Source organism: Burkholderia sp. MSMB1078WGS (assembly GCF_001528895.1).
Taxonomy (GTDB): domain Bacteria; phylum Pseudomonadota; class Gammaproteobacteria; order Burkholderiales; family Burkholderiaceae; genus Burkholderia.
In genome coordinates this window covers 88,493-110,447 of the sequence record NZ_LPDI01000006.1, presented here as the reverse complement: position 1 = coordinate 110,447, position 21,955 = coordinate 88,493, and the positions used below count along the sequence as shown (strand labels likewise).

Sequence of the window (21,955 nt, the reverse complement as noted above, 5' to 3'; positions counted from 1 at the left end):
TCCTTCAACTGGCCAAGGTTCACCGCATCCTTGTCAGCCTTACCCGCCGCTACGTTCGACAGGATCGTGCCGCCCGCGCCCGCGAGCGTGGCCTTGCCGTGGTTCGGCGTGCCGTCCGCGTTCTTGTCGTACGTCACTGCCGCACGCGTGTGACCATCACCATCCACCAGGCCCGTGTTCGTGAACGCGTTCTTGATGTTCGTGATGTCACCCGTGTTGCCCGCAACCCGACCGTCCAGGTTTTCCAGTGCGTCGCCGACGTTGCGATACGCGACTTGCTTCGAGCCGTCCGCGGAATCGGTCAGGTTGTACGTCGGCGCGGATACCCCGCCGTTCGCATCCACCGACGAACCGCCGCCCAGCGCATTCGCCACGCTCTGCGCCGTGCCATGCAGTTGACCGCCGTTGATCGCGTCCTTGCTGCCCGCGATGACCTGGCCGGCCTTCACGTTCGTGAGCGCCGTACCTTCCGTGCCCGCCAGCGTCACCTTGTCCTTCTGCGCGCTGTCGTAAGCCACCGCGTTCGGATCCGTGCCGCCCTGGCCTTGACCAGCTGCCGCGAGCGCATCGCCGACGTTGTTGTAGACCTTGTCCCCGACCTTGTACGACGGCGCCGTGATCGTGCCGTCGCCGGCGATGGTCGTGCCACCGCCCAGCGCGTCCGTCACGCCCTTGAGCTGACTCAGGTTCACCGCGTCGGTACCTTGCGTACCCTTCGCGACATTGACGATCTGACGCTGTACCTTGTTCGAACCGACCGAAAGCGCATTGCCGCGGTTCGCGACCGAGTCGGCACCCAGCGCCACACCGCCCGCGCCGGCCGCCGTCACGCTCGCGTTGGCGCCCAGTGCCATCGCATCGCTGACGTTCTGCATGACCGATGCGGACTTGCCCATCGCGATACTGTTTCGCGCGCCGACCATCGTCTTCGCGCCATCACCCACGGCTACCGAACTGTCGCCGATCGCCGAGACCTTGTTGTTGCCGAGCGCAACCGAATTGTCGCCGTTCGCTTTCGCTTCGGAGCCGACCGCGATCGCTCGCACACCGTTCGTCGTCACCATGCTGCCGATCGCGACCGAATATTCCTGATCGACCCCGGTCTGCGCGATGCTGCCGATGCCGACCGAATGGTCCGACCCCGCCACCGACTGCAAGCCGACCGCGACGGCGTTGACCCCGGCCGCAGCCGACGACACACCGACCGCCGCAGCCGTACCCGACAGCGGATCGCGGCCATTCATCGACGCGATGTTCGGCAAGCTGCCGTCGTCGCCGAGACCTTCGATCGCCACGAAGCTGCCGGGCTTCGAAGTGACGTCACGCGTCTGCTGCGACATGGCTCCGCGCGCGGATACCATGGCCCGATTGTCGGCAGCGTGAATCGCCTCGCTCAGTTGCTTCATGTTGACGGCGTCGTTATCGTCGATACCGTCACTGATGTTCACGATCCTGCGCGTCGCACCTTCGTCGCCCACCGACACGGTATTCGGCTGCATCGCAATCGAATTGACGCCGAGCGCGATCGAATTGATGCCCGACGCGCGCGCGCCGGAACCCACGGCCAGCGCATTGATGTTCGTCGCATTCGCGTTCGAACCAATCGCGATGGTGTTCTTGCCCAACGCATTCGCCTGCGTGCCGTTCGCCTTGACCTTGATGTACTTCATGTCGAACGACCCGTCGCCCAGGCTCGTCGCGATATCGCTCTTGACGTCGTTCAGACCGGTCGCGAGTTGCTTGACGTTGACGGCATCCGTGTCCGCGACGCCGGTCGCGACGTTCTTCAGCGCGACCGGGGCCGCACCGGCGCCGCCCAGCGTCACGCTGGTCTTGGCCGCGCCGTCATACTGCACGGCATTCGAATTCGCGCCGCCGCCGCTGCCGCCGGTCGATGCCGCGGCCTGAATCGCGTCCCCGACGTTGGTATACGTCTGATCGCCCACCTTGTATGCCGGCTTCGATACCGTGCCGTCCGCGTTGACAGCCGAGCCTCCGCCAAGCGCGGATGCGACGCTCGACGACACGCCATGGAGCTGCGCGCCATTGACGGCATCCATGCTCGACGCCGTCACCCGGCCGGCTTTCACATTACCGAGCGTCGTGCCGCCCGTGCCGGCCAGCGTGACACTTCCCTTCTGCGCGCTGTCGTACGCAACCGCCAGCGACGCACCGGTCGACGGATCGATCACGCCGCCGTCGGTCAGGGACTGCTGCAAGTCGCCGACGCTCTTGTTCGTCGCGAACAGTTGCGCGCCGTTGACCGCGTCCGTGCTTGTCGCGGTCAGCCGGCCGGCCTTCACGTTGGTGAGCGCGACGGGCTGCGCGCCCGCGTTCAACGTCACGCGATCCTTCTGCGCGCTGTCGTAAGTGACTGCCAGCGATTCGCCGGTGCCGGGATCGATCAGGCCACTTCCCGTCAGCGACTGCTCGATGTTGGTCACGCGATTGTTGGTGGCGAACAACTGCGCGCCGTTGACGGCATCCGTGCTGCCCGCGGCCAGCACGCCCGCACGCACGTTGGTCAGCTTGGTCGCCGTCGCGCCCGTGCCGCCGAGCGTGACCGTGCCTTTCGTTTCGTCGTCGTACTGCACGGCGTTGCCGGCTCCACCAGCCTGCGAAGCGGCTTGCAATGCCGAGCCAACGTCGTTGTAGACCTGATCGCCGATCCGATAGGACGGCTTCGTGATGCTGCCATCGGCCGCGACGCCGGCGTTACCGCCCAGTGCGACGGTCACGTCCTGCAATTGCGCGACGTTGACGGCATCGGTCGCCTGGCCGCCACGCGCCACATTGACGATCTGCCGTTCGAAACCGGCCGAGCCGACCGATACCGTCTGCTCCCGATCCGTTTCGGAATACGAGCCGATGGCCACGCTGTCCGCCGCCCGCGCAGCCGCATTCGTGCCGATCGACAGCGCACTCTCCGACGAAGCGGCCGCTTCCCGGCCGATCGCGATCGCACCGACTTGCGACGCCACGGTCGAATCGCCGATCGCGAGGCCCGACTCGGCCGTGGCCTGCGCCTTGCGGCCCAGCGCGAATGCGCCCCAGCCGGTCGCCTTGGCCTCGTTGCCCACCGCGATCGACGACTTGCCCGCCGCATTCGTGCCAGCCCCGAGCGCCACCGAGCCCTCATCGCCCAGCGCCGACGCTCGGGCGCCTACCGCGACGTTGTTGGCTGTCGCGCTCGCCGCGCTTCCCACCGCTACCGCGCCGCCGGCTCCGGTCGACGAAGGCCGCGTGCTCGCGTTGCTGCCGATCGCAATCGACTTTTCGCCGAGCGCCGACGCATTGTCCGTACCGTTGCCGTTCGCGTCGATCTTCACGTAGGGGCTGTTGTCGGTCACGATCGCCCGGGTGCCGGCCGCCGGACTCATGCGGGCCGCGAGCGCATCCTGCTCGTCCGCGCGCCGGGTTTCCGGCGATGCGCTATCCGACAGGCGCAACGGCGTATCGGCCGGCTCTTCCGGCGCGGCAAACGCGGAACTCATCGACGCGGCGACCAGTACGGTCGCCGCAGCGATACGCGCAGCGGACGACGACGATGTCTTCGAGCGCCCACGGGTAATTTCGGAGGCCGCGCACCAAGTGCTGGTGGAGTGGTTCCATACGACACGATATGTCTTGTTCATTCGAACACTTCCTCTGGTGATAGGCCGGCCCGCTGCGGCGTGTATGCGACGTCGATACCGATATGGCGGATCCGCGGCGGTGGCCCGTGATGACGAGATGCCAGCGCTTGCGATTACTCGGGAGAAATGGCGATGCGTCCGTTCAGACGCCCGTATGACCGAAGCGGCCGAATGTGCGTCAAGGCGGGAGGGGATGCGTCATTCGCAACCGGCAACTGAAAGCTGCTCGAAATTCTATTTACTCGTCTTCACCAAAAAAACGGGACGTGTACTAGATTGAGACGCCACCTAAATAGTACAGATACGAATTAATTTAGAGAAATAGCCAAATTCTTGCCAATTGACAAACTTGACAGTTGAACACTGAAATCTGTCACCTCAAATCACGGCGCGATCTATTTTTCAGATGGTCGCCGGCGGGAACCGTTCGCCACGCCATCGCCTCGACGGGCACGCTGCCGCGCGGCTCGGCGGCACATTGCGCACGCGTATCGCTACAACCGGAGCAGATTGGGCCATCCGGAGTCCCGGATATTTTCAACCCGTACAATCCCCCCCAAAAAAATATAAAAATCAATAGCCGACACTAACTGCATAAGTCGACCGAACCCTCATATCTTTAAAAATCTCGTTTGCGTTATGCGCATCAACGAATTCCAACCCGCCAATTAAGCGAGATAAACAATCGCAAAATATCGGCCCAACCAATATCGCGGTTTCATCCGTTTCCTGCTGTCGCAATATCCCCGCGGCGCGACCGCCGCCCGGCGGCCGTCCCCCAGCGACCGTCCAAACATCCCGGTGCGCCATCGTCCAGACTTCGCTATACTTTGCCGACTTGCCGCCCGTTGGCGGCAGGTCGGAAGCGCGCCGATTTGCTGACTCGATTGCGGGCGCGCGAACCGGCCGGGGCCTTGATGCATCGTGCGTCGTTCCCCGGCGGTTCACTACAAATGCGGCTAAAGAGGTCGTCAGCCGCGCATCTCCGACTCCGCGCCTCGCCGACACCGTTTAGCCGCCCAGTCATAAGGCGGAACGAATGGAATCGATCGGCATCGTCGCTCCACAGACCATGCATTTCGCCGAACCGCTGCGCTTGCAAAGCGGCAGCGCGCTCGGCAACTATCAACTCGTCGTCGAAACGTACGGCGAGCTCAATGCCGCGCGCTCGAACGCGGTGCTCGTCTGCCACGCGCTGAACGCGTCGCATCACGTCGCCGGCGTCTACGCGGACGATCCGCGCAGCACCGGCTGGTGGGACAACATGGTCGGCCCCGGCAAGCCGCTCGACACCAACCGCTTCTTCGTGATCGGCGTGAACAACCTCGGCTCGTGCTTCGGCTCGACCGGCCCGATGAGCATCGATCCGTCGACCGGCAAGCCGTACGGCGCGCGCTTCCCGGTCGTCACCGTCGAGGACTGGGTGCACGCGCAGGCGCGTGTCGCCGATGCGTTCGGCATCGAGCGCTTCGCCGCGGTGATGGGCGGCAGCCTCGGCGGGATGCAGGCGCTCGCATGGAGCCTGATGTATCCGGAGCGCGTCGCGCACTGCATCGACATCGCGTCGACGCCGAAGCTGTCCGCGCAGAACATCGCGTTCAACGAAGTCGCGCGCTCGGCGATCCTGTCCGATCCCGATTTCCACGGCGGCGACTACTACGCGCACGACGTGAAGCCGAAGCGCGGCCTGCGCGTCGCACGGATGATCGGTCACATCACCTACCTGTCGGACGACGACATGGCCGAGAAATTCGGCCGCGCGCTGCGCCGTGCGGACGGCGCGCTCGACGCGTACAACTTCAGCTTCGACGTCGAATTCGAGGTCGAGTCGTACCTGCGCTACCAGGGCGACAAGTTCGCCGACTACTTCGACGCGAACACCTACCTGCTGATCACGCGCGCGCTCGATTACTTCGACCCGGCGAAGGCGTTCGACGGCAACCTGACGGCCGCGCTCGCGCACACGCAGGCGAAATACCTGATCGCGAGCTTCTCGACCGACTGGCGCTTCGCGCCGGCGCGCTCGCGCGAGATCGTGAAGGCGCTGCTCGACAACAAGCGCACGGTCAGCTACGCGGAAATCGACGCGCCGCACGGCCACGACGCGTTCCTGCTCGACGACGCGCGCTATCACAACCTGATCCGTGCGTATTACGAACGAATCGCCATCGAGGTGGGAGCATGAACCAGCAAGCGCTGAATTCCCTGTCCGCGCGCGCGGACTTCCGCACGATCGCCCGCTGGGTCGAGCCGCGCTCGACCGTGCTCGACCTCGGCTGCGGCGACGGCTCGCTGCTCGCGTTGCTGATGGAGGAGTTGGACGTCACCGGCTACGGGATCGAGCTGAACGACGCGGGCGTGCTCGCGAGCGCGAAGAACGGCATCAACGTGATCCAGCAGAACCTCGAGGACGGCCTGCGCCTGTTCGAGGATCACAGCTTCGACATCGCGATCCTGTCGCAGACGCTGCAGACGATCCACCAGACGGCCGCGATCCTGCGCGAAACGGCGCGCGTCGGCCGCGAGTGCATCGTGTCGTTCCCGAACTTCGGCTACTGGTCGCACCGGCTGTCGGTGCTGCAGGGCCGCATGCCGGTGTCGAAATCGCTGCCGTACCAGTGGCACAACACGCCGAACGTGCGCGTGCTGACGATCAAGGATTTCGAGGCGCTCGCGCCCGAGGTCGGCGTCACGATCCTCGACCGCGTCGTGCTGCACGAAGGCCAGCCGATTCGATGGGGAGCGAACTGGCGTGGTAGTCTTGCTGTCTATCGCGTCAAGCGCAGCTGAGCCGGGGAGCCGTTGACGGAAGATCCGGCCGGCCCGCGTGCGCGGCCGCCCCTCCTGTGCCGTCCGCGCCGCCTGCGCTGCCGCCGCCATCAGTCAACGCTACCCAGTTCCATTCCATGTCGAAAACGCCACACGAGGCGCCCGCACTCACCGCTCACGAGGATCACCCCGGCTGGCGCGCCTATCTGAACACGCACATGCTGATCTGCGTGTTCCTGGGCTTCACGTCGGGGCTGCCCCTGTTCACGCTCGTCTACCTCGTGCAGGCATGGCTGCGCTCCGAGGGCGTGAACCTGAAGGAAATCGGCCTGTTCGCGCTGATCCAGTTCCCGTATACGTGGAAGTTCCTGTGGGCGCCGCTGATGGACCGCTACGTCCCGCACCTGCCGGGCTGGCGGCCGGGCCGCCGGCGCGGTTGGCTGCTGCTCACGCAGCTGCTGGTCGCGGGCGCGATCGCCGCGCTCGGCTTCGTGTCGCCGCGCGACTCGATCTGGACGGTCGCCGCGCTCACGACGCTCGTCGCGTTCTTCGGCGCGAGCGCCGACATCGTGATCGACGCGTATCGCCGCGAGCTGCTGCGCGACACCGAGCAGGGGCTCGGCAACGCGGTGCACGTGAACGCGTACAAGCTCGCCGCGCTGATCCCCGGCTCGCTGGCGCTGATCCTGTCGGACCACCTGCCGTGGGACGCCGTCTTCGCGATCACCGGCGCGTTCATGCTGCCGGGCATCCTGATGACGCTCGTCGTGCGCGAGCCGGAAGTGGCCGGCGCGCCGCCGCGCAATCTGCGCGACGCGATCGTGCTGCCGTTCCGCGAATTCATCCAGCGCGACGGCTGGGCCGGCGCGCTGCTCGTCATCGCGTTCATCTTCCTGTTCAAGATCGGCGACACGATGGCCACCACGCTATCGACGTCGTTCTTCCTCGACATCGGCTTCACGCGCACCGAGATCGGCATCGTCGCGAAGACCACCGCGCTCGTCGCGAGCGTCGCCGGCGGCATCATCGGCGGCATCTGGCTCGTGAAGATCGGCATCGGCCGCGGGCTGTGGATCTTCGGCGCACTGCAGATGGTGTCGACACTCGGCTTCGCGTGGCTCGCGCAGTTGGGCCCCGGCTCGCCGGTGCTCGCGGTGCTGTACGACTTCACCGTATCGACGAGCCATGCGATCGCGGCCGCGCTGTCGGTGTTCGGCATCGCCGTCGCGCCGCAATTCAGCCCGATGACGGTCGCGCTCGCGCTCGTCTACGGCTTCGAAACCTTCACGACCGGCCTGACGATGGCCGCGTTCGTCGCGTACATCGCGAGCACGACCGACCCGCGCTATACGGCCACGCAGTTCGCGCTGTTCACCAGCCTCGCGTCGGTGCCGCGCACGCTCGCGTCGGCCGCGAGCGGCTTCGTCGTCGCGAAGATCGGCTGGTACGACTACTTCATCGTGTGTACCGCGCTTGCGATTCCCGGCATGTTGCTGCTGTTCAGGATCGCGCCGTGGAACGGTACCGCACGCAACGGCGAGGCCAGCCGTGCGCGGTAACCGCCTGCATCGTCTCGCCCACGTGGCGGCTTCGCTGAGCGTCGGCGCCGCGGCACTCGCCGCGCACGCGACCGACACCGGCGCGACGGCAGCGGGCTCCGCACCGGCCGCGGCGCAGGCGGCGCCTCCCGGCCCTGCCACGTCCGCCGCGCCCGTCCCGCCGTCCGCCGCGGAAGGCGCGCAGCCGACCGGCGCCGCGGCGCCGGCGAAGGCCTATACGCCGACGCCGCAGCAGGTCCGCTACGGCAACGCGATCGCGTTCCGCACGCTGATCCCGTCGCCGCTGCTCGAGCAGCTCACCGCGAACGAATACGCGCAGATCGTGCAGACGGCCGCCGACAGCAATCGCCTGCTGCCCGCGAACCAGCCGCGCGTGAAGCGGCTGCGCGCGATCGTCGCGAAGCTCGCGCCGTATTCGGTGAAGTGGAACGACCGCGTGAAAAGCTGGGCGTGGGACGTCAACGCGATCCGCTCGCGCGACATCCGCCTGACCTGCCTGCCGGGCGGCAAGGTGCTCGTGTACGGCGGCATGCTCGAGCGCGTGCGCCTGAACGACGACGAGCTCGGCGTGCTGCTCGCGCACGGCATCGCGCATGCGCTGCGCGAACACGCGCGCAGCAATTTCAGCATGACCTCGCAGACGTCGCTGCGCGCGGCCGCGCTGCCGCCGCTGTTCGGCGTCGGCGATCCGCTGCCGCAGGCGCTGAACTTCGGCGAGCGCCTGCAGTCGCTCCACTACGATCCGACCGACGAGACCGAGGCCGACGTGATCGGCGGCGACATCGCCGCACGCGCGGGCTTCGATCCGCGCGCGGCGATCACGCTGTGGGACAAGCTCGCGGTCGCGACGCGCGCGAACAAGGCGTCGGGCTTCATCTACACGCACCCGTACAGCAGCGCGCGCCGCCAGGATCTGCTGAACCGGCTGCCGGACCTGATGCCGCTGTACGCGAAAGCGACCGGCAAACGCGTCGAATCGCTGCCCGACTACGCGGGCATCAGCGCACAGCGGCGCAAGATCGTGCGGCGCTGAGCCGCCGAGCGAAACGGCGGACGCTACGCGTCCACGTCGGCCATCGCCGGGCGCACCCCGCTGTCGCGCATCCAGCGCACTTCGTCTCCGGGGCTGCGGCCGAACAGCCGCTTGAACTCGCGGCTGAACTGCGACGCGCTCGCATAGCCGACCCGCGCGGCCGCCGCGCCCGCACCGACACCGTCCTGCACCATCATCAGCCGCGCCTGGTGCAGCCGCGCGGCCTTCACGTACTGCATCGGCGACGTCGCCGTCACGTGCTTGAACTGCGCGTGGAACACCGCGACGCTCATCCCGGCTTCGCGCGCGAGCGTCTCGACATCGAGATCGGCCCTCAGGTCCGCATGGATGCGGCGCAGCGCCTTCGCGACGCGGCCGAAATGATGCTGCTGGACGAGCGCCGCACGAATCGCGTCGCCCTGCGCGCCGGTCAGCACGCGGTACGCGATCTCGCGCATGATCGCGGGCCCGAGCACGCGCGTGTCGTGCGGCGACGCGAGTGTTTCGAGCAGGCGCACCACCGCGTCGGCGAGCGGCGCATCGAGCGGCGTCGAATAGACGCCGTGCGGCTCGCTGACAGCGGCACCGAGCGTCTCGTCGAGCAGGATCGCGAGCTCGGCGATCACCGCGAGATCGACGCGGATCGAGATCGCGAGAAACGGCTCGTCCATGGTCGCGAAGGTTTCGCATTCGAACGGCAGCGGTACCGACAGCACCAGATACTGCTGCGCGTCGTAGACGAACGAGCGATCGCCGAGATAACCGAGCTTGCGGCCCTGGCACACGACGATGATGCTCGGTTCATACAGCACCGGCATGCGCGGCACCGGACGGCTCACGCGAATGAAGCGCACGCCGTCGAGCGCCGCCAGCGTATCGCCTTCATTCGGCGCGAGACGTGAATGCAGCTCGATCATGCGGCGCCGCACACGGTCGCCCGAGTCGTCGAAAAGGGGCTGGAAGCTCATCGGCTTGGTCCTGTCCGGCAAGAGAATCTGGCTCGCAATGTAGCACCGCTAACGCATTTTGACGGCTGTTCGCGGGCAATTCGAGAGGAATAGGCAAATCTTCCAGACCTTCGGGTATTTCACCGCGGCGGTGCGCTCCTTACGATAGGCACCTGTCTCGCCGCATCGCCACACGATGCGACGGCAGTCTGTTTCGCCGGATCTTTTCCGGACAAGGAGCCCACCGCATGAGCACAACCTATGCCTACGCGGCGACGGATTCGCAGTCGCCGCTCGCCCCGTTCGAATTCCAGCGTCGCGCACTGCGCGACCTCGACGTCCAGATCGACGTCCTCTATTGCGGCGTCTGCCACTCGGATCTTCATCAGGCGCGCAACGAATGGCGCAACACGATCTATCCGGTGGTACCGGGCCATGAAATCGTCGGCCGCGTGACCGCGACCGGCCCGCAGGTGTCGCGTTTCAAGGTCGGCGAACTGGTCGGCGTCGGCTGCCTCGTCGATTCGTGCCGCACGTGCGCAAGCTGCGCGGAAGGTCTCGAACAGTATTGCGAGAACGGCTTCGTCGGCACCTACAACGGCCAGGATCGCGTCACCGGCGACATCACGTACGGCGGCTATTCGACGCAGCTCGTCGTCGACGAGGCGTTCGTGCTGCGCGTGCCGGACACGCTCGACCCGGCCGGCGCCGCGCCGCTGCTGTGCGCGGGGATCACGACCTACTCGCCGCTGCGGCAGTGGAACGTCGGCCCCGGCAAGAAAGTCGGGATCGTCGGTCTCGGCGGCCTCGGCCACATGGGCGTGAAGCTGGCGCGCGCGATGGGCGCGCACGTCGTGCTGTTCACGACGTCGCCGTCGAAGATCGAGGACGGCAAGCGGCTCGGCGCGCACGAAGTGGTGATCTCGAAGGACGAAGCGCAGATGAACGCGCACCTGAACAGCTTCGACTTCATCCTGAACACGGTCGCCGCGCAGCACGATCTGAATCCGTTCCTGCACCTGCTGAAGCGCGACGGCACGATGACGCTGGTCGGCGCGCCGGAGCATGACCACCCGTCGCCGCAGGTGTTCAACCTGATCTTCAAGCGGCGCCGCCTCGCGGGCTCGCTGATCGGCGGCATCGCGGAAACGCAGGAAATGCTCGACTTCTGCGCGGAGCACGGGATCACGTCCGACATCGAAACGATTCCGATGCAGCAGATCAACGCGGCCTACGAGCGGATGCTGAAGAGCGACGTGAAGTACCGGTTCGTGATCGACATGGCGTCGTTGAAGCAGTAAGCGTCGCCCCATGCGAAACGGGCCGCCTGTCGGAACAGGCGGCCCGTCTTTCATCCGGCGACCGGGATGACTCGCCCGGCGGCTGCGCGCGCGGCGCAGCGCCGACCATCACTTCTTGTAGTCGTAGTCGACCGTCAGCGGCGCATGATCGCTGAACTTGATGTCCTTGAAGATCGACGTGCTTTTCGCGGTACCGGCCACACCCGGGGTCGCGATCTGGTAATCGATCCGCCACCCGACGTTCTTCGCGTACGCCTGGCCGCGGTTGCTCCACCACGTGTACTGCTCGGGACGCGGGTCGAGCGTGCGGAACACGTCGACGTAGCCGACATCGTCGAACAGCTTCGTGAGCCACTCGCGCTCTTCCGGCAAGCAGCCCGAGTTCTTCTGGTTGCTCTTCCAGTTCTTGATGTCGATTTCCTTGTGGACGATGTTCACGTCGCCGCACAGGATCACCTCGCGCCTCTTCTTCAGCGCGGCGAGATGCGGCATGAATTCGGCCATGAAGCGGTACTTCGCCTGCTGGCGCTCTTCGCCGCTCGATCCGGACGGCACGTACACCGACACGATCGACAGCTTGCCGTAGCGCGCCTCGACGTAGCGCCCTTCGGCATCGAATTCGCTGCTGCCGAAACCGATGATCACGTCATCGGGCTCGCGGCGGCTGTACACGCCCGCGCCGCTGTAACCCTTCTTCTCGGCGTGGTGGAAATAGCTCTTGAAGCCGTGCGGCTCGACGAATTCGGCCGGCAGGTCGTCGGCCGATACCTTGATTTCCTGCACGCACACGCAATCGGCGTTCTGCTCGCCGAGCCAGTCGAAGAAGCCCTTCTTCGCGGCGGAGCGGATGCCGTTCAGGTTGGCGGTAATCACTCGCATCATGTCGGGTTCCGTTCAGTTCGATGTTTTTACAGGGTGGCAGCTTAACGGATCTTCACGCCTTCGAGCTCGGGCTTCGGCGGCGGGAATTCCAGCTTCATGTCGGTCATCGTGCGCAGCAGCAGCTCGGCGATCATCACGTTGCGGTGCGTCTTCGAATTCGCGGGGATCACGTACCACGGCGCGTGCTCGGCCGACGTCGCGGCGAGCGCGTCGCGGTACGCGGACTGGTAAGCGTCCCAGTGCTTGCGCGCGTCGAGATCGGAAATGTCGAATTTCCAGTGCTTGGTCGGGTCGTCGATGCGCGCCTGCAACCGCGCGCGCTGCTCGTCCTTCGAGATGTGCAGGAAGCACTTGACGATGGTCGTGCCGTTCTCGAACAGCATCGTCTCGAAATCGCGGATCTGCCGGTAGCGGCGCTCGCACTCCTTGTCGCCGATCGTGCCGAGCACGCGCGGCACCAGGACGTCTTCGTAGTGGCTGCGGTTGAAGATCGCGAGTTCGCCCGCCGCCGGCACCTGCGCATGCACGCGCCACAGGAAATCGTGCGCGGCCTCGATCGGCGTCGGCGCCTTGAACGGCACGATGCGCAGGCCGAGCGGATCGACCTCGCGAAACACCGCGCGCACGGTGCCGTCCTTGCCGCTCGTGTCCATCCCCTGCAGCACGAGCAACACGCGCTTCTTCTGCTGCGTGTGCAGGCGCTCCTGCTGAACGTCGAGCTCGGTCGACACGACCGACAGCCGTTCGCGATCGGCCTCCTTCGAGCCGGACGAAAACGGCTTCGCGGCCGGGTCGAACGCGTCGAGCTTGAATGCGGCGGCTTCCTTCTCGCGCGTGCTGTAGGGCACGCGAAAATCGTCGAGCGACGGTTGTTTCGCCATTCGTTCCTCCGTTGGACGGTGCGATGCATACGATAACGCATCCACCAAACGCAACGGGCCGCCCCGAACTGGTCCGGAGCGGCCCGTCGTCAAGCGCGGTTCAGGCGCGCGCGCATGCTCAGCCGAGCTTCTTCTTCAGCAGTTCGTTGACCTGCTGCGGATTGGCCTTGCCCTTCGTCGCCTTCATCGCCTGGCCGATCAGCGCGTTGAACGCCTTTTCCTTGCCCGCGCGGAACTCCTCGACCGACTTCGCGTTCGCCGCGAGCACTTCGTCGATGATCGCTTCCAGCGCGCCGGTGTCGGAGATCTGCTTGAGCCCCTTCGCGTCGATGATGCGATCGGCCGCGCCTTCGTCGGTCGCCTTCTCGTCCCAGATCGTCGCGAAGATTTCCTTCGCGATCTTGTTCGAGATCGTGCCGTCGGCAATGCGCTGCAGCAACAGCGCGAGCTGTGCGGCCGACACCGGAATCGCGTCGATCTCGATGCCGTCGCGGTTCAGTTGCGACGACACGTCGCCCATCAGCCAGTTCGCGGCGATCTTCGCGTTCGCCGCGCCGGCCTTCGCGACCACCGCTTCGAAGTACGCGGCCATCGCCTTGCTCGACGTCAGCACGCCCGCGTCGTACGCGGACACGCCGTACTCGTCGACGAAGCGCTGCTGCATCGCAGCCGGCAGCTCCGGCATGCCGGACTGCACGCGCTCGACCCAGTCCCGGCCGATCACGAGCGGCATCAGGTCGGGATCGGGGAAGTAGCGGTAATCGTGCGCGTCTTCCTTGCTGCGCATCGAACGCGTCTCGCGCTTGTCCGGATCGTACAGGCGCGTTTCCTGCACGACCTCGCCGCCGTCCTCGATCAGCTCGATCTGGCGGCGCACTTCGTAGTTGATCGCTTCCTCGAGGAACCGGAACGAGTTGAGGTTCTTGATTTCCGCGCGCGTGCCGAACTTCTCCTGGCCGACCGGGCGCACCGACACGTTCGCGTCGCAGCGGAACGAGCCTTCCTGCATGTTGCCGTCGCAAATGCCGAGCCACACGACGAGCCCGTGCAGCGCCTTCGCGTACGCGACGGCCTCGGCCGCGCTGCGCATTTCCGGCTCGGTGACGATCTCGAGCAGCGGCGTGCCTGCGCGGTTCAGGTCGATCCCGGTCATCCCGGCGAAGTCTTCATGCAGCGACTTGCCTGCGTCTTCCTCGAGGTGCGCACGGGTCAGGTTGACCGTCTTCTCGTACGCGGGCTTGCCGGCCTTTTCGTTGGCGGGCACCTGGATCGTGATCGAGCCGCCCTGCACGACCGGAATCTCGTACTGGCTGATCTGATAGCCCTTCGGCAGATCGGGGTAGAAATAATTCTTGCGCGCGAAGATGCTGCGCGGCGCGATGGTCGAGCCGATCGCGAGGCCGAAGCGGATCGCCCGCTCGACCGCGCCGCGGTTCAGCACCGGCAGCACGCCCGGCAGCGCCAGGTCGACCGGGCACGCCTGCGTGTTCGGCTCGGCGCCGAACTGCGTCGACGCGCCCGAGAAAATCTTCGAGACGGTCGACAGTTGCGCGTGCGTCTCGAGACCGATAACGACTTCCCATTGAGTCATGCTTACACCCCCGCCGGAACTTGCTTGTGCCAGTCGGTCGCGCGCTGGAACGCGTCGGCGACCTGCAGCATCCGGGCTTCGTTGAAATAGTTGCCGATGATCTGCAGACCGACCGGGCGCTTCGCGTTCGCGCCGGCGCCGAAGCCGCACGGCACGCTCATGCCGGGCAGGCCGGCGAGGCTCACCGACAGCGTGTAGATATCGGCGAGATACATCGCCACCGGATCGTCGCCCTTCGCGCCGAGATCCCATGCGACCGTCGGCGACGCCGGGCCCATGATCACGTCGCAGGACTTGAACGCTTCCTGGAAATCGTTCGCGATGATGCGGCGGATCTTCTGCGCCTGCAGGTAGTACGCGTCGTAGTAGCCGTGCGACAGCACGTAGGTGCCGACCAGGATCCGGCGCTTCACTTCAGGCCCGAAGCCTTCGGCGCGCGACTTCTTGTACATGTCGAGCAAATCGCCGTATTGCGCGGCGCGGTGGCCGAAGCGCACGCCGTCGAAACGCGACAGGTTCGACGACGCCTCGGCCGGCGCGATCACGTAGTACACGGGGATCGACAGTTCCGTCTTCGGCAGCGACACCGGCACGAGCGTCGCGCCGAGCGCTTCGTATTGCTTGAGCGCCGCGTCGATCGCCGCGCGCACGTCGTCGGCGAGGCCGTCGCCGAAATACTCGTTCGGCAGCCCGATGCGCAGCCCCGCAAGCGGCTTCGCGGCGTCGTTGCCCGGCGCCCACGGTTGGCCGAGGTGGCGCGTGAAATCCTCGTCGTCGCGCTCGAGGCTCGTCGAGTCGCGCTCGTCGAAGCCGGCCATCGCGTTCAGCAGCAGCGCGCAGTCGGACGCGCTCTGCGCCATCGGGCCGCCCTGGTCGAGCGACGACGCGAACGCGATCATCCCGTAGCGCGACACGCGGCCGTAGGTCGGCTTGATGCCCGTCACGCCCGCGAACGACGCGGGCTGGCGGATCGAGCCGCCGGTGTCGGTGCCGGTCGCGGCCGGCGCGAGGCGCGCGGCAACGGCGGCCGAGCTGCCGCCCGAACTGCCGCCCGGCACCGCGTTCGTGTCCCACGGGTTCTTCACCGCGCCGAACGCGGAATTCTCGTTCGACGAGCCCATCGCGAACTCGTCCATGTTGGTCTTGCCGAGCGTGACCATGCCGGCCGCCTGCAGGCGGGCGACCACGGTCGCGTCGAACGGGCTCTCGTAATTCGCGAGCATCTTCGAGCCGGCGGTCGAGCGCCAGCCGCGCGTGACGAAGACGTCCTTGTGCGCGATCGGCAGGCCGGTCAGCGCGCCGCCCGCGCCGCGCGCGAGTTCGGCGTCGGCGGCTTTCGCCTGCGCGAGGGTGAGGTCGGCGTCGACATGGACGAACGCGTTCAGGTCGCGCGCGGCGTCGATCCGTTTCAGATAGTGCTGCGCGAGCTCGACGGCCGAGCATTCCTTGGCGGCGAGCGCGGCGCGCAGTTCGGTCAGGCTTTTTGCGTGCATTGAGTGGTTTTCCTGGGAATTCTGGGTGGCGCGCGGCGCCGGACGGCCGGCGCGCTTGTCATCGAATGCTTACTCGATCACCTTCGGCACGAGATAGAGGCCGTCCTGGACGGCCGGCGCCGGACGCTGGTTGTCGTCGCGATCGACGACTTCCGTCACGGCGTCGTCGCGCAGGCGCTGCGCGACTTCCTGGATCTGTTCGATCGGGTGGGCGAGCGGCGCGATGCCGGCGGTGTCGACCGCCTGCATCTGCTCGACGAGGCCGAAGAATTCGTTGAGCTGGCCGAGCATGTGCTCGGCGTCGGCGTCGGCCATTTCGAGTCGCGCCAGGTGCGCGATGCGTTTCACATCGGTCAGGGTCAGGGCCATGCGATCACCGGAAAAACAAGACTGCGCAGTGCGTCGAAAGCAGCACTGCGGCGGGGGGTTGGAGGGTGCGATCCCACCCTCAAAAATCGGGGCCGAAGCGGCAAAAATACCGCCCGTTTCGATTCAAATACCGAGAAATTATAAGGTATCATTACGCGTTCGACCCAAACCCGGCAGCCTTTTCCCGCACCGTTTCGCCCCTCTTCGGCAAGCCGTGCGTGCTTCGTGCGATCCCCGGTAGACATCACTCGCAGCTTCGTGCGCCGCGGCGGCCGCTTCCGCCACGCTTCCCGAGGCTGTTATTTTTTCCGCTGCCGCCCTCAGCGCTCGCTATGCAGGGCCGGCCCAGAGCGAAACAGGATTCTGAATGTTCGGTTTTTTGCGCAGCTACTTCTCCAACGATCTCGCGATCGACCTCGGCACCGCAAACACCCTGATCTACATGCGCGGCAAGGGCATCGTGCTCGATGAGCCGTCCGTCGTGTCGATCCGCCAGGAAGGCGGCCCCAACGGCAAGAAGACGATCCAGGCGGTCGGCAAGGAAGCCAAGCAGATGCTCGGCAAGGTGCCGGGCAACATCGAGGCGATCCGCCCGATGAAGGACGGCGTGATCGCCGACTTCACCGTCACCGAGCAGATGATCAAGCAGTTCATCAAGACGGCACACGAGTCGCGCATGTTCTCGCCGTCGCCGCGCATCATCATCTGCGTGCCGTGCGGCTCGACCCAGGTCGAGCGCCGCGCGATCAAGGAAGCCGCACACGGCGCCGGCGCATCGCAGGTCTACCTGATCGAGGAGCCGATGGCGGCCGCGATCGGCGCGGGCCTGCCGGTGTCGGAAGCCACCGGCTCGATGGTCGTCGACATCGGCGGCGGCACGACCGAAGTCGGCGTGATCTCGCTCGGCGGCATCGTCTACAAGGGTTCGGTGCGCGTCGGCGGCGACAAGTTCGACGAGGCGATCGTCAACTACATCCGCCGCAACTACGGGATGCTGATCGGCGAGCAAACCGCCGAGGCGATCAAGAAGGAAATCGGCTCCGCGTTCCCGGGCTCCGAAGTCAAGGAAATGGAAGTGAAGGGCCGCAACCTCTCGGAAGGCATCCCGCGCAGCTTCACGATCTCCAGCAACGAAATTCTCGAAGCGCTGACCGATCCGCTGAACCAGATCGTGTCGTCGGTGAAGATCGCGCTCGAACAGACGCCGCCGGAACTCGGCGCCGACATCGCCGAACGCGGGATGATGCTGACGGGCGGCGGCGCGCTGCTGCGCGACCTCGATCGCCTGCTCGCGGAAGAAACCGGCCTGCCGGTGCTCGTCGCGGAAGATCCGCTGACCTGCGTCGTGCGCGGCTCCGGCATGGCGCTCGAGCGCATGGACAAGCTGGGCAGCATCTTCTCGTACGAGTGATCGCCCAGTGATCGCCTAGGCAGTCCCGTTTGATATGACGCACCCGCGGCGTGGCCGGATCGCTCGTTCAGAACGAACCGCCGCGCCGTTTGCGCGTCTGAGCATTATTTAACCGATCACACGCGCCCGGCGCCGACCATGGAATACAGTCCGCCGCCCCTCTTCAAGCAAGGTCCGCCCGCGCTCGCGCGGCTCATCTTCTTCGTCGCCCTCGCCATCGCGCTCCTCGTGTCGGACGCGCGCTTCAGCACGCTCGAAATCGTCCGCGGCGTGCTCGGCACCGTGCTCTATCCGCTGCAACGCGCGGCGCTCGTCCCGCGCGACCTGTTCATGGGCGCGGCCGACATCGCCGTCACCGGCGCGTCGCTGCGCCACGAGAACGACGACCTGCGCAAGCGCAACCTGCAGCTGTCCACGCAGGCCAACCAGGCCGCCGTGCTCGCGCAGGAAAACGCGCACCTGCGCGCGGTGCTCGAGCTGCGCCAGCACATCGCGACGCAATCGACGCCGGTCGAGATCCAGTACGACACGAGCGATCCGTTCACGCAGAAGATCGTGGTCGGGCAAGGCTCGCAGCAAGGCATCCAGGACGGCTCGCCCGTCGTCAGCGAGGACGGCGTGGTCGGCCAGGTCACGCGCGTGTTCCCGCTGCAATCCGAAGTCACGCTGGTCACCGACCGCGATCTCGCGATTCCCGTGCAGGTGCTGCGCACCGGCCTGCGCAGCGTGATCTACGGCACGCCGAAGGGCGATTCGCTCGACCTGCGCTTCGTGCCGACGAGCGCGGATCTCGTCGCCGGCGACGAGCTCGTCACGAGTGGCCTCGACGGCGTCTATCCGCCCGGCCTGCCGGTCGCGAAGGTCGTGCGCGTCGACAAGCTCGCCGATACCGCGTTCGCCCGCGTGACGTGCGCACCGGTCGCGGCCGTGCGCGGCGCGCGCCAGATGCTCGTGCTGCATTACCGGAACGACATCCCGCCGCGCCCGGCCGAGCCCGATCCCGCCGCCGACAAGAACGCGAAGGGCAAGAAGGGCGCGAAAGCCGCCGCGAAGGCCGAGAAAGCCGAGAAGGCCGACGCGAATGCGAAACCGGCCGCCGCGGCCCAGCCCGCCGTTGCGAAACCGGCGCCGGCCGCCCCCGCCGCGCCGGCCAAGCCCGCCGCCGGGCAATCGGGAGCCCAGCGATGAACCGCCCGCAATACATCCTGCAGCCGGTCAATCCGTACTTCATCGTCTTCAGCCTCGCCGCCGCGTTCCTGCTGAACCTGATGCCGTGGGGCCGCCTGCCCGGCGTGCCCGATTTCGTCGCGCTCGTGCTGCTGTTCTGGAACGTCCACCAGCCGCGCAAGGTCGGGATGGGCGTCGCGTTCGCGCTCGGCATCCTGATGGACGTGCATGACGCGGGGCTGCTCGGCGAGCACGCGCTCGCCTATACGCTGCTGTCGTACGGCGCGATCACGATCCACCGCCGCGTGCTGTGGATGCCGATCGGCGTGCAGGTGCTGTACGTCACGCCGCTGCTGGTCGGCGCGCAGCTCGTCCCGTTCGTGATCCGCCTGATGATGGGCGCCGCGTTCCCCGGTTGGCGCTATCTGGTCGACGGTTTCGTCGAAGCCGCGCTGTGGCCGATCGCGAGCCATCTGCTGCTGATGCCGCAACGCCGCCCGGTCGACCCGGACGATACGCGCCCGATCTGAGCCGGACCGACCTTGAATACCCGCCGCCCCCACGCCCGCCGCGCGCCGCGCTCCGGGGCGGCACCTCGCCTGCGCCTGCGCGCGGGCCAGATTGCCCTTAAATGACCGAATTCAACGACACCCAACAGCAGCTCTCGAGGTTCCGCCTGCGCGTCGCGGCGGCGGGCGTGTTCGTGTTCGTCTGCTTCGGGCTGCTCGCGAGCCGCTTCTTCTACCTGCAGCTGATGCAGCACGGCAAATACGCGCTGCAGGCCGAGGAAAACCGTATCTCGGTCGCGCCGATCGTGCCGAACCGCGGGATCATCACCGATCGCAACGGCGTGATCCTCGCGAAGAACTACTCGGCGTACACGCTCGAGATCACGCCGTCGAAGCTCGACGACACGCTCGACAACACGATCGACAAGCTGTCCGAGATCGTCCCGATCGACGCACGCGACCGCCGCCGCTTCAAGAAGCTGCAGGAAGACTCGAAGAACTTCGAGAGCCTGCCGATCCGTACGCGCCTCACCGACGCGGAAGTCGCGCGCTTCACCGCGCAGCGTTTCCGGTTCCCCGGCGTCGACGTGCGCGCGCGGCTGTTCCGCCAGTACCCGCTCGGCATGACGGCCGCGCACGTGATCGGCTACATCGGCCGGATCTCGAAGCGCGACCAGGATCGCATCGACGCGATGAGCGACGACAACGACAGCGACCAGGAACACTACGATCCGCGCCGCGACGCGAACAACTACAAGGGCACCGATTACATCGGCAAGATCGGCGTCGAGCAGAGCTACGAAACCGAGCTGCACGGGCTGACCGGCTTCGAGGAAGTCGAGGTGACGGCCGGCGGCCGGCCGGTGCGCACGCTGTCGCGCACGCAGGCGACGCCCGGCAACAACCTCGTGCTGTCGCTCGACATCGGGCTGCAGCAGGTTGCCGAGCAGGCGTTCGCGGGCAAGCGCGGCGCACTCGTCGCGATCGAGCCGAAGACGGGCGACGTGCTCGCATTCGTGTCGTCGCCGAGCTTCGACCCGAATTCGTTTGTCGACGGCATCGACCAGCAGACCTGGGACGAGCTGAACAACTCGCCCGACAAGCCGCTGCTGAACCGCCCGCTGCACGGCACCTACCCGCCCGGCTCGACGTACAAGCCGTTCATGGCGCTCGCCGGCCTGACGCTCGGCAAGCGCACGCCGGGCTGGGGCTTCCAGGATCCCGGCTACTTCACGTTCGGCGGCCACACGTTCCGCAACGACGTGCGCTCGGGCCAGGGCTGGGTCGACATGAACAAGGCGATCATGGTGTCGAACGACACCTACTTCTACATGCTCGCGCGCGACCTCGGCGTGAACGCGATCGCGAACTTCATGAAGCCGTTCGGCTTCGGCCAGATCACCGGTATCGACATCCAGGGCGAGGCGCGCGGGATCCTGCCGTCGACCGACTGGAAGAAGAAGGCATTCAAGAAGGCCGCGCAGCAGAAGTGGTTCGACGGCGAGACGATCAGCCTCGGGATCGGCCAGGGCTACAACTCGTTCACGATCCTGCAGCTCGCGCACGCGACCGCGACGCTCGCGAACAACGGCGTCGTGATGAAGCCTCACCTCGTGAAGGAAGTCGAGGATCCGATCTCGCGCGCGCGCCACCTGACCGTGCCGAAGGAAAGCGACGTGATCCCGCTGAAGGCGGCCGACATCGACGTCGTGAAGCGCGGGATGGAGAACGTGATCGAAAACCCGTCCGGCACCGCGTACAAGGTGTTCCGCGGCGCGCCGTACCTCGCTGCCGGCAAGACCGGCACCGCGCAGGTGTTCTCGCTGCAGGGCTCGAACTACAAGGGCCACCTGCTCGCCGAACACCTGCGCGACCACGCGCTGTTCATCGCGTACGCGCCGGTCGACCACCCGCAGATCGCCGTCGCGCTGGTCGTCGAAAACGGCGGCTGGGGCGCCCAGGCCGCCGGCCCGATCGCGCGTCGCGTGCTCGACTACTATCTCGTCGAGCGCCAGAACCCGAAAAACGAAGCTGCGGCCGTGGCCGCCGCGGCGTCGGCCACCGAGCCGGTGAGCGCGCCCGTGGTCGGCGACACCTCGAAGCCCGCCACCATCGCGGCCGGCTTCACCGCGCTGCCGCAGCCGGTCGTGCCGTCGGCGGCCAGCGCGGCCGAGGCGGCATCGGCCGCATCGGCGGCCTCCGGTACGGCCGGCGCCGGCGCCACTGCCACGCCGCCGGCCGACGCGAGCGCCGCGGCGCCAATGGCCGCAAGCCTGCCGCCGATCCGGCGCCCGCACCGGCCGCGCCGGCCCGCGAGCGACGCGCAACCGCTCGTCGCCGCGCCGCGGGACGACAACCACCGTGCGACGGCCCCCGCGAAAGCGGCGGACGCCGGCACCGCTCATTGA

The 21,955-nt window shown here is 66.7% G+C and carries 15 protein-coding genes and 2 pseudogenes; 9 read left to right on the top strand and 8 right to left on the bottom strand.

The genetic code is table 11. The features are described 5' to 3' along the window. Positions 1-3,494, bottom strand: a pseudogene (locus tag WT24_RS02045) (hypothetical protein); the annotation flags it as partial. A 57-nt stretch (positions 3,495-3,551) separates the two neighbouring features. Beyond that, positions 3,552-3,635 (bottom strand): annotated as a pseudogene (locus tag WT24_RS35695) (ESPR domain-containing protein); the annotation flags it as partial. A 1,039-nt stretch (positions 3,636-4,674) separates the two neighbouring features. Here WT24_RS35695 and WT24_RS02040 point away from each other — a divergent pair. The 4 genes from WT24_RS02040 to WT24_RS02025 all read left to right on the top strand — a co-directional run bounded on the left by WT24_RS02040 (position 4,675) and on the right by WT24_RS02025 (position 8,996). Continuing rightward, positions 4,675-5,820 (top strand): homoserine O-acetyltransferase, encoded by a 1,146-nt coding sequence (locus WT24_RS02040; RefSeq protein WP_059501407.1) that lies wholly within the window; start codon positions 4,675-4,677, stop codon positions 5,818-5,820. Further along, on the top strand, positions 5,817-6,425 hold the full coding sequence (gene metW, locus WT24_RS02035) for a methionine biosynthesis protein MetW (protein WP_034208677.1): 609 nt from the start codon (positions 5,817-5,819) through the stop codon (positions 6,423-6,425). The genes WT24_RS02040 and metW overlap by 4 nt, the downstream gene beginning before the upstream one ends. Before the next feature lie 116 nt (positions 6,426-6,541). Continuing rightward, on the top strand, positions 6,542-7,963 hold the full coding sequence (locus tag WT24_RS02030; protein WP_059501409.1) for an AmpG family muropeptide MFS transporter: 1,422 nt from the start codon (positions 6,542-6,544) through the stop codon (positions 7,961-7,963). Next, positions 7,953-8,996, top strand: a complete 1,044-nt coding sequence (locus WT24_RS02025) for a M48 family metallopeptidase (RefSeq protein ID WP_060030796.1) — start codon at positions 7,953-7,955, stop codon at positions 8,994-8,996. Before WT24_RS02030 ends, WT24_RS02025 begins: the two co-directional genes overlap by 11 nt. A 23-nt stretch (positions 8,997-9,019) precedes the next feature. On the opposite strand, the gene WT24_RS02020 is transcribed toward WT24_RS02025, so the two are convergent. Beyond that, positions 9,020-9,964: an AraC family transcriptional regulator gene (locus WT24_RS02020; RefSeq protein WP_060030794.1), complete on the bottom strand. Its 945-nt coding sequence runs from the start codon at positions 9,962-9,964 to the stop codon at positions 9,020-9,022. Positions 9,965-10,191: 227 nt separating this feature from the next. On the opposite strand from WT24_RS02020, the gene WT24_RS02015 reads away from it, so the two are divergent. Further along, positions 10,192-11,244: an NAD(P)-dependent alcohol dehydrogenase gene (locus WT24_RS02015; protein ID WP_059501413.1), complete on the top strand. Its 1,053-nt coding sequence runs from the start codon at positions 10,192-10,194 to the stop codon at positions 11,242-11,244. A gap of 108 nt (positions 11,245-11,352) precedes the next feature. Here the strand turns inward: WT24_RS02015 and WT24_RS02010 are convergent, their stop codons facing one another. From WT24_RS02010 to gatC, 5 genes are all read right to left on the bottom strand, one after another. Then, complete coding sequence (locus WT24_RS02010; protein WP_060030791.1) at positions 11,353-12,126, bottom strand: exodeoxyribonuclease III; 774 nt, start codon at positions 12,124-12,126, stop codon at positions 11,353-11,355. 41 nt (positions 12,127-12,167) lie between these two features. After that, positions 12,168-13,007 carry a polyphosphate kinase 2 family protein gene (locus tag WT24_RS02005; protein WP_059501417.1) on the bottom strand — a complete coding sequence of 280 codons (840 nt, stop codon included), beginning with the start codon at positions 13,005-13,007 and terminating at the stop codon, positions 12,168-12,170. Positions 13,008-13,125: 118 nt separating this feature from the next. Beyond that, positions 13,126-14,598, bottom strand: a complete 1,473-nt coding sequence (gene gatB / locus WT24_RS02000) for an Asp-tRNA(Asn)/Glu-tRNA(Gln) amidotransferase subunit GatB (RefSeq protein ID WP_059501418.1) — start codon at positions 14,596-14,598, stop codon at positions 13,126-13,128. Between the two features lie 2 nt (positions 14,599-14,600). After that, entirely contained in the window at positions 14,601-16,091 is a 1,491-nt protein-coding gene (gatA, locus tag WT24_RS01995; RefSeq protein WP_059791080.1) for an Asp-tRNA(Asn)/Glu-tRNA(Gln) amidotransferase subunit GatA, read from the bottom strand. A gap of 69 nt (positions 16,092-16,160) precedes the next feature. Then, on the bottom strand, positions 16,161-16,460 hold the full coding sequence (gene gatC, locus WT24_RS01990) for an Asp-tRNA(Asn)/Glu-tRNA(Gln) amidotransferase subunit GatC (RefSeq protein WP_006485929.1): 300 nt from the start codon (positions 16,458-16,460) through the stop codon (positions 16,161-16,163). 367 nt (positions 16,461-16,827) lie between these two features. Here gatC and WT24_RS01985 point away from each other — a divergent pair, with 367 nt between their 5' ends. From WT24_RS01985 to mrdA, 4 genes are all read left to right on the top strand, one after another. Then, on the top strand, positions 16,828-17,871 hold the full coding sequence (locus tag WT24_RS01985) for a rod shape-determining protein (protein WP_004189550.1): 1,044 nt from the start codon (positions 16,828-16,830) through the stop codon (positions 17,869-17,871). Positions 17,872-18,009: 138 nt separating this feature from the next. Further along, positions 18,010-19,059 (top strand): rod shape-determining protein MreC, encoded by a 1,050-nt coding sequence (gene mreC, locus WT24_RS01980; RefSeq protein WP_060030787.1) that lies wholly within the window; start codon positions 18,010-18,012, stop codon positions 19,057-19,059. After that, entirely contained in the window at positions 19,056-19,568 is a 513-nt protein-coding gene (gene mreD / locus WT24_RS01975) for a rod shape-determining protein MreD (protein WP_059501424.1), read from the top strand. Before mreC ends, mreD begins: the two co-directional genes overlap by 4 nt. A 101-nt stretch (positions 19,569-19,669) precedes the next feature. Then, positions 19,670-21,955 carry a penicillin-binding protein 2 gene (gene mrdA, locus WT24_RS01970; RefSeq protein ID WP_059501426.1) on the top strand — a complete coding sequence of 762 codons (2,286 nt, stop codon included), beginning with the start codon at positions 19,670-19,672 and terminating at the stop codon, positions 21,953-21,955.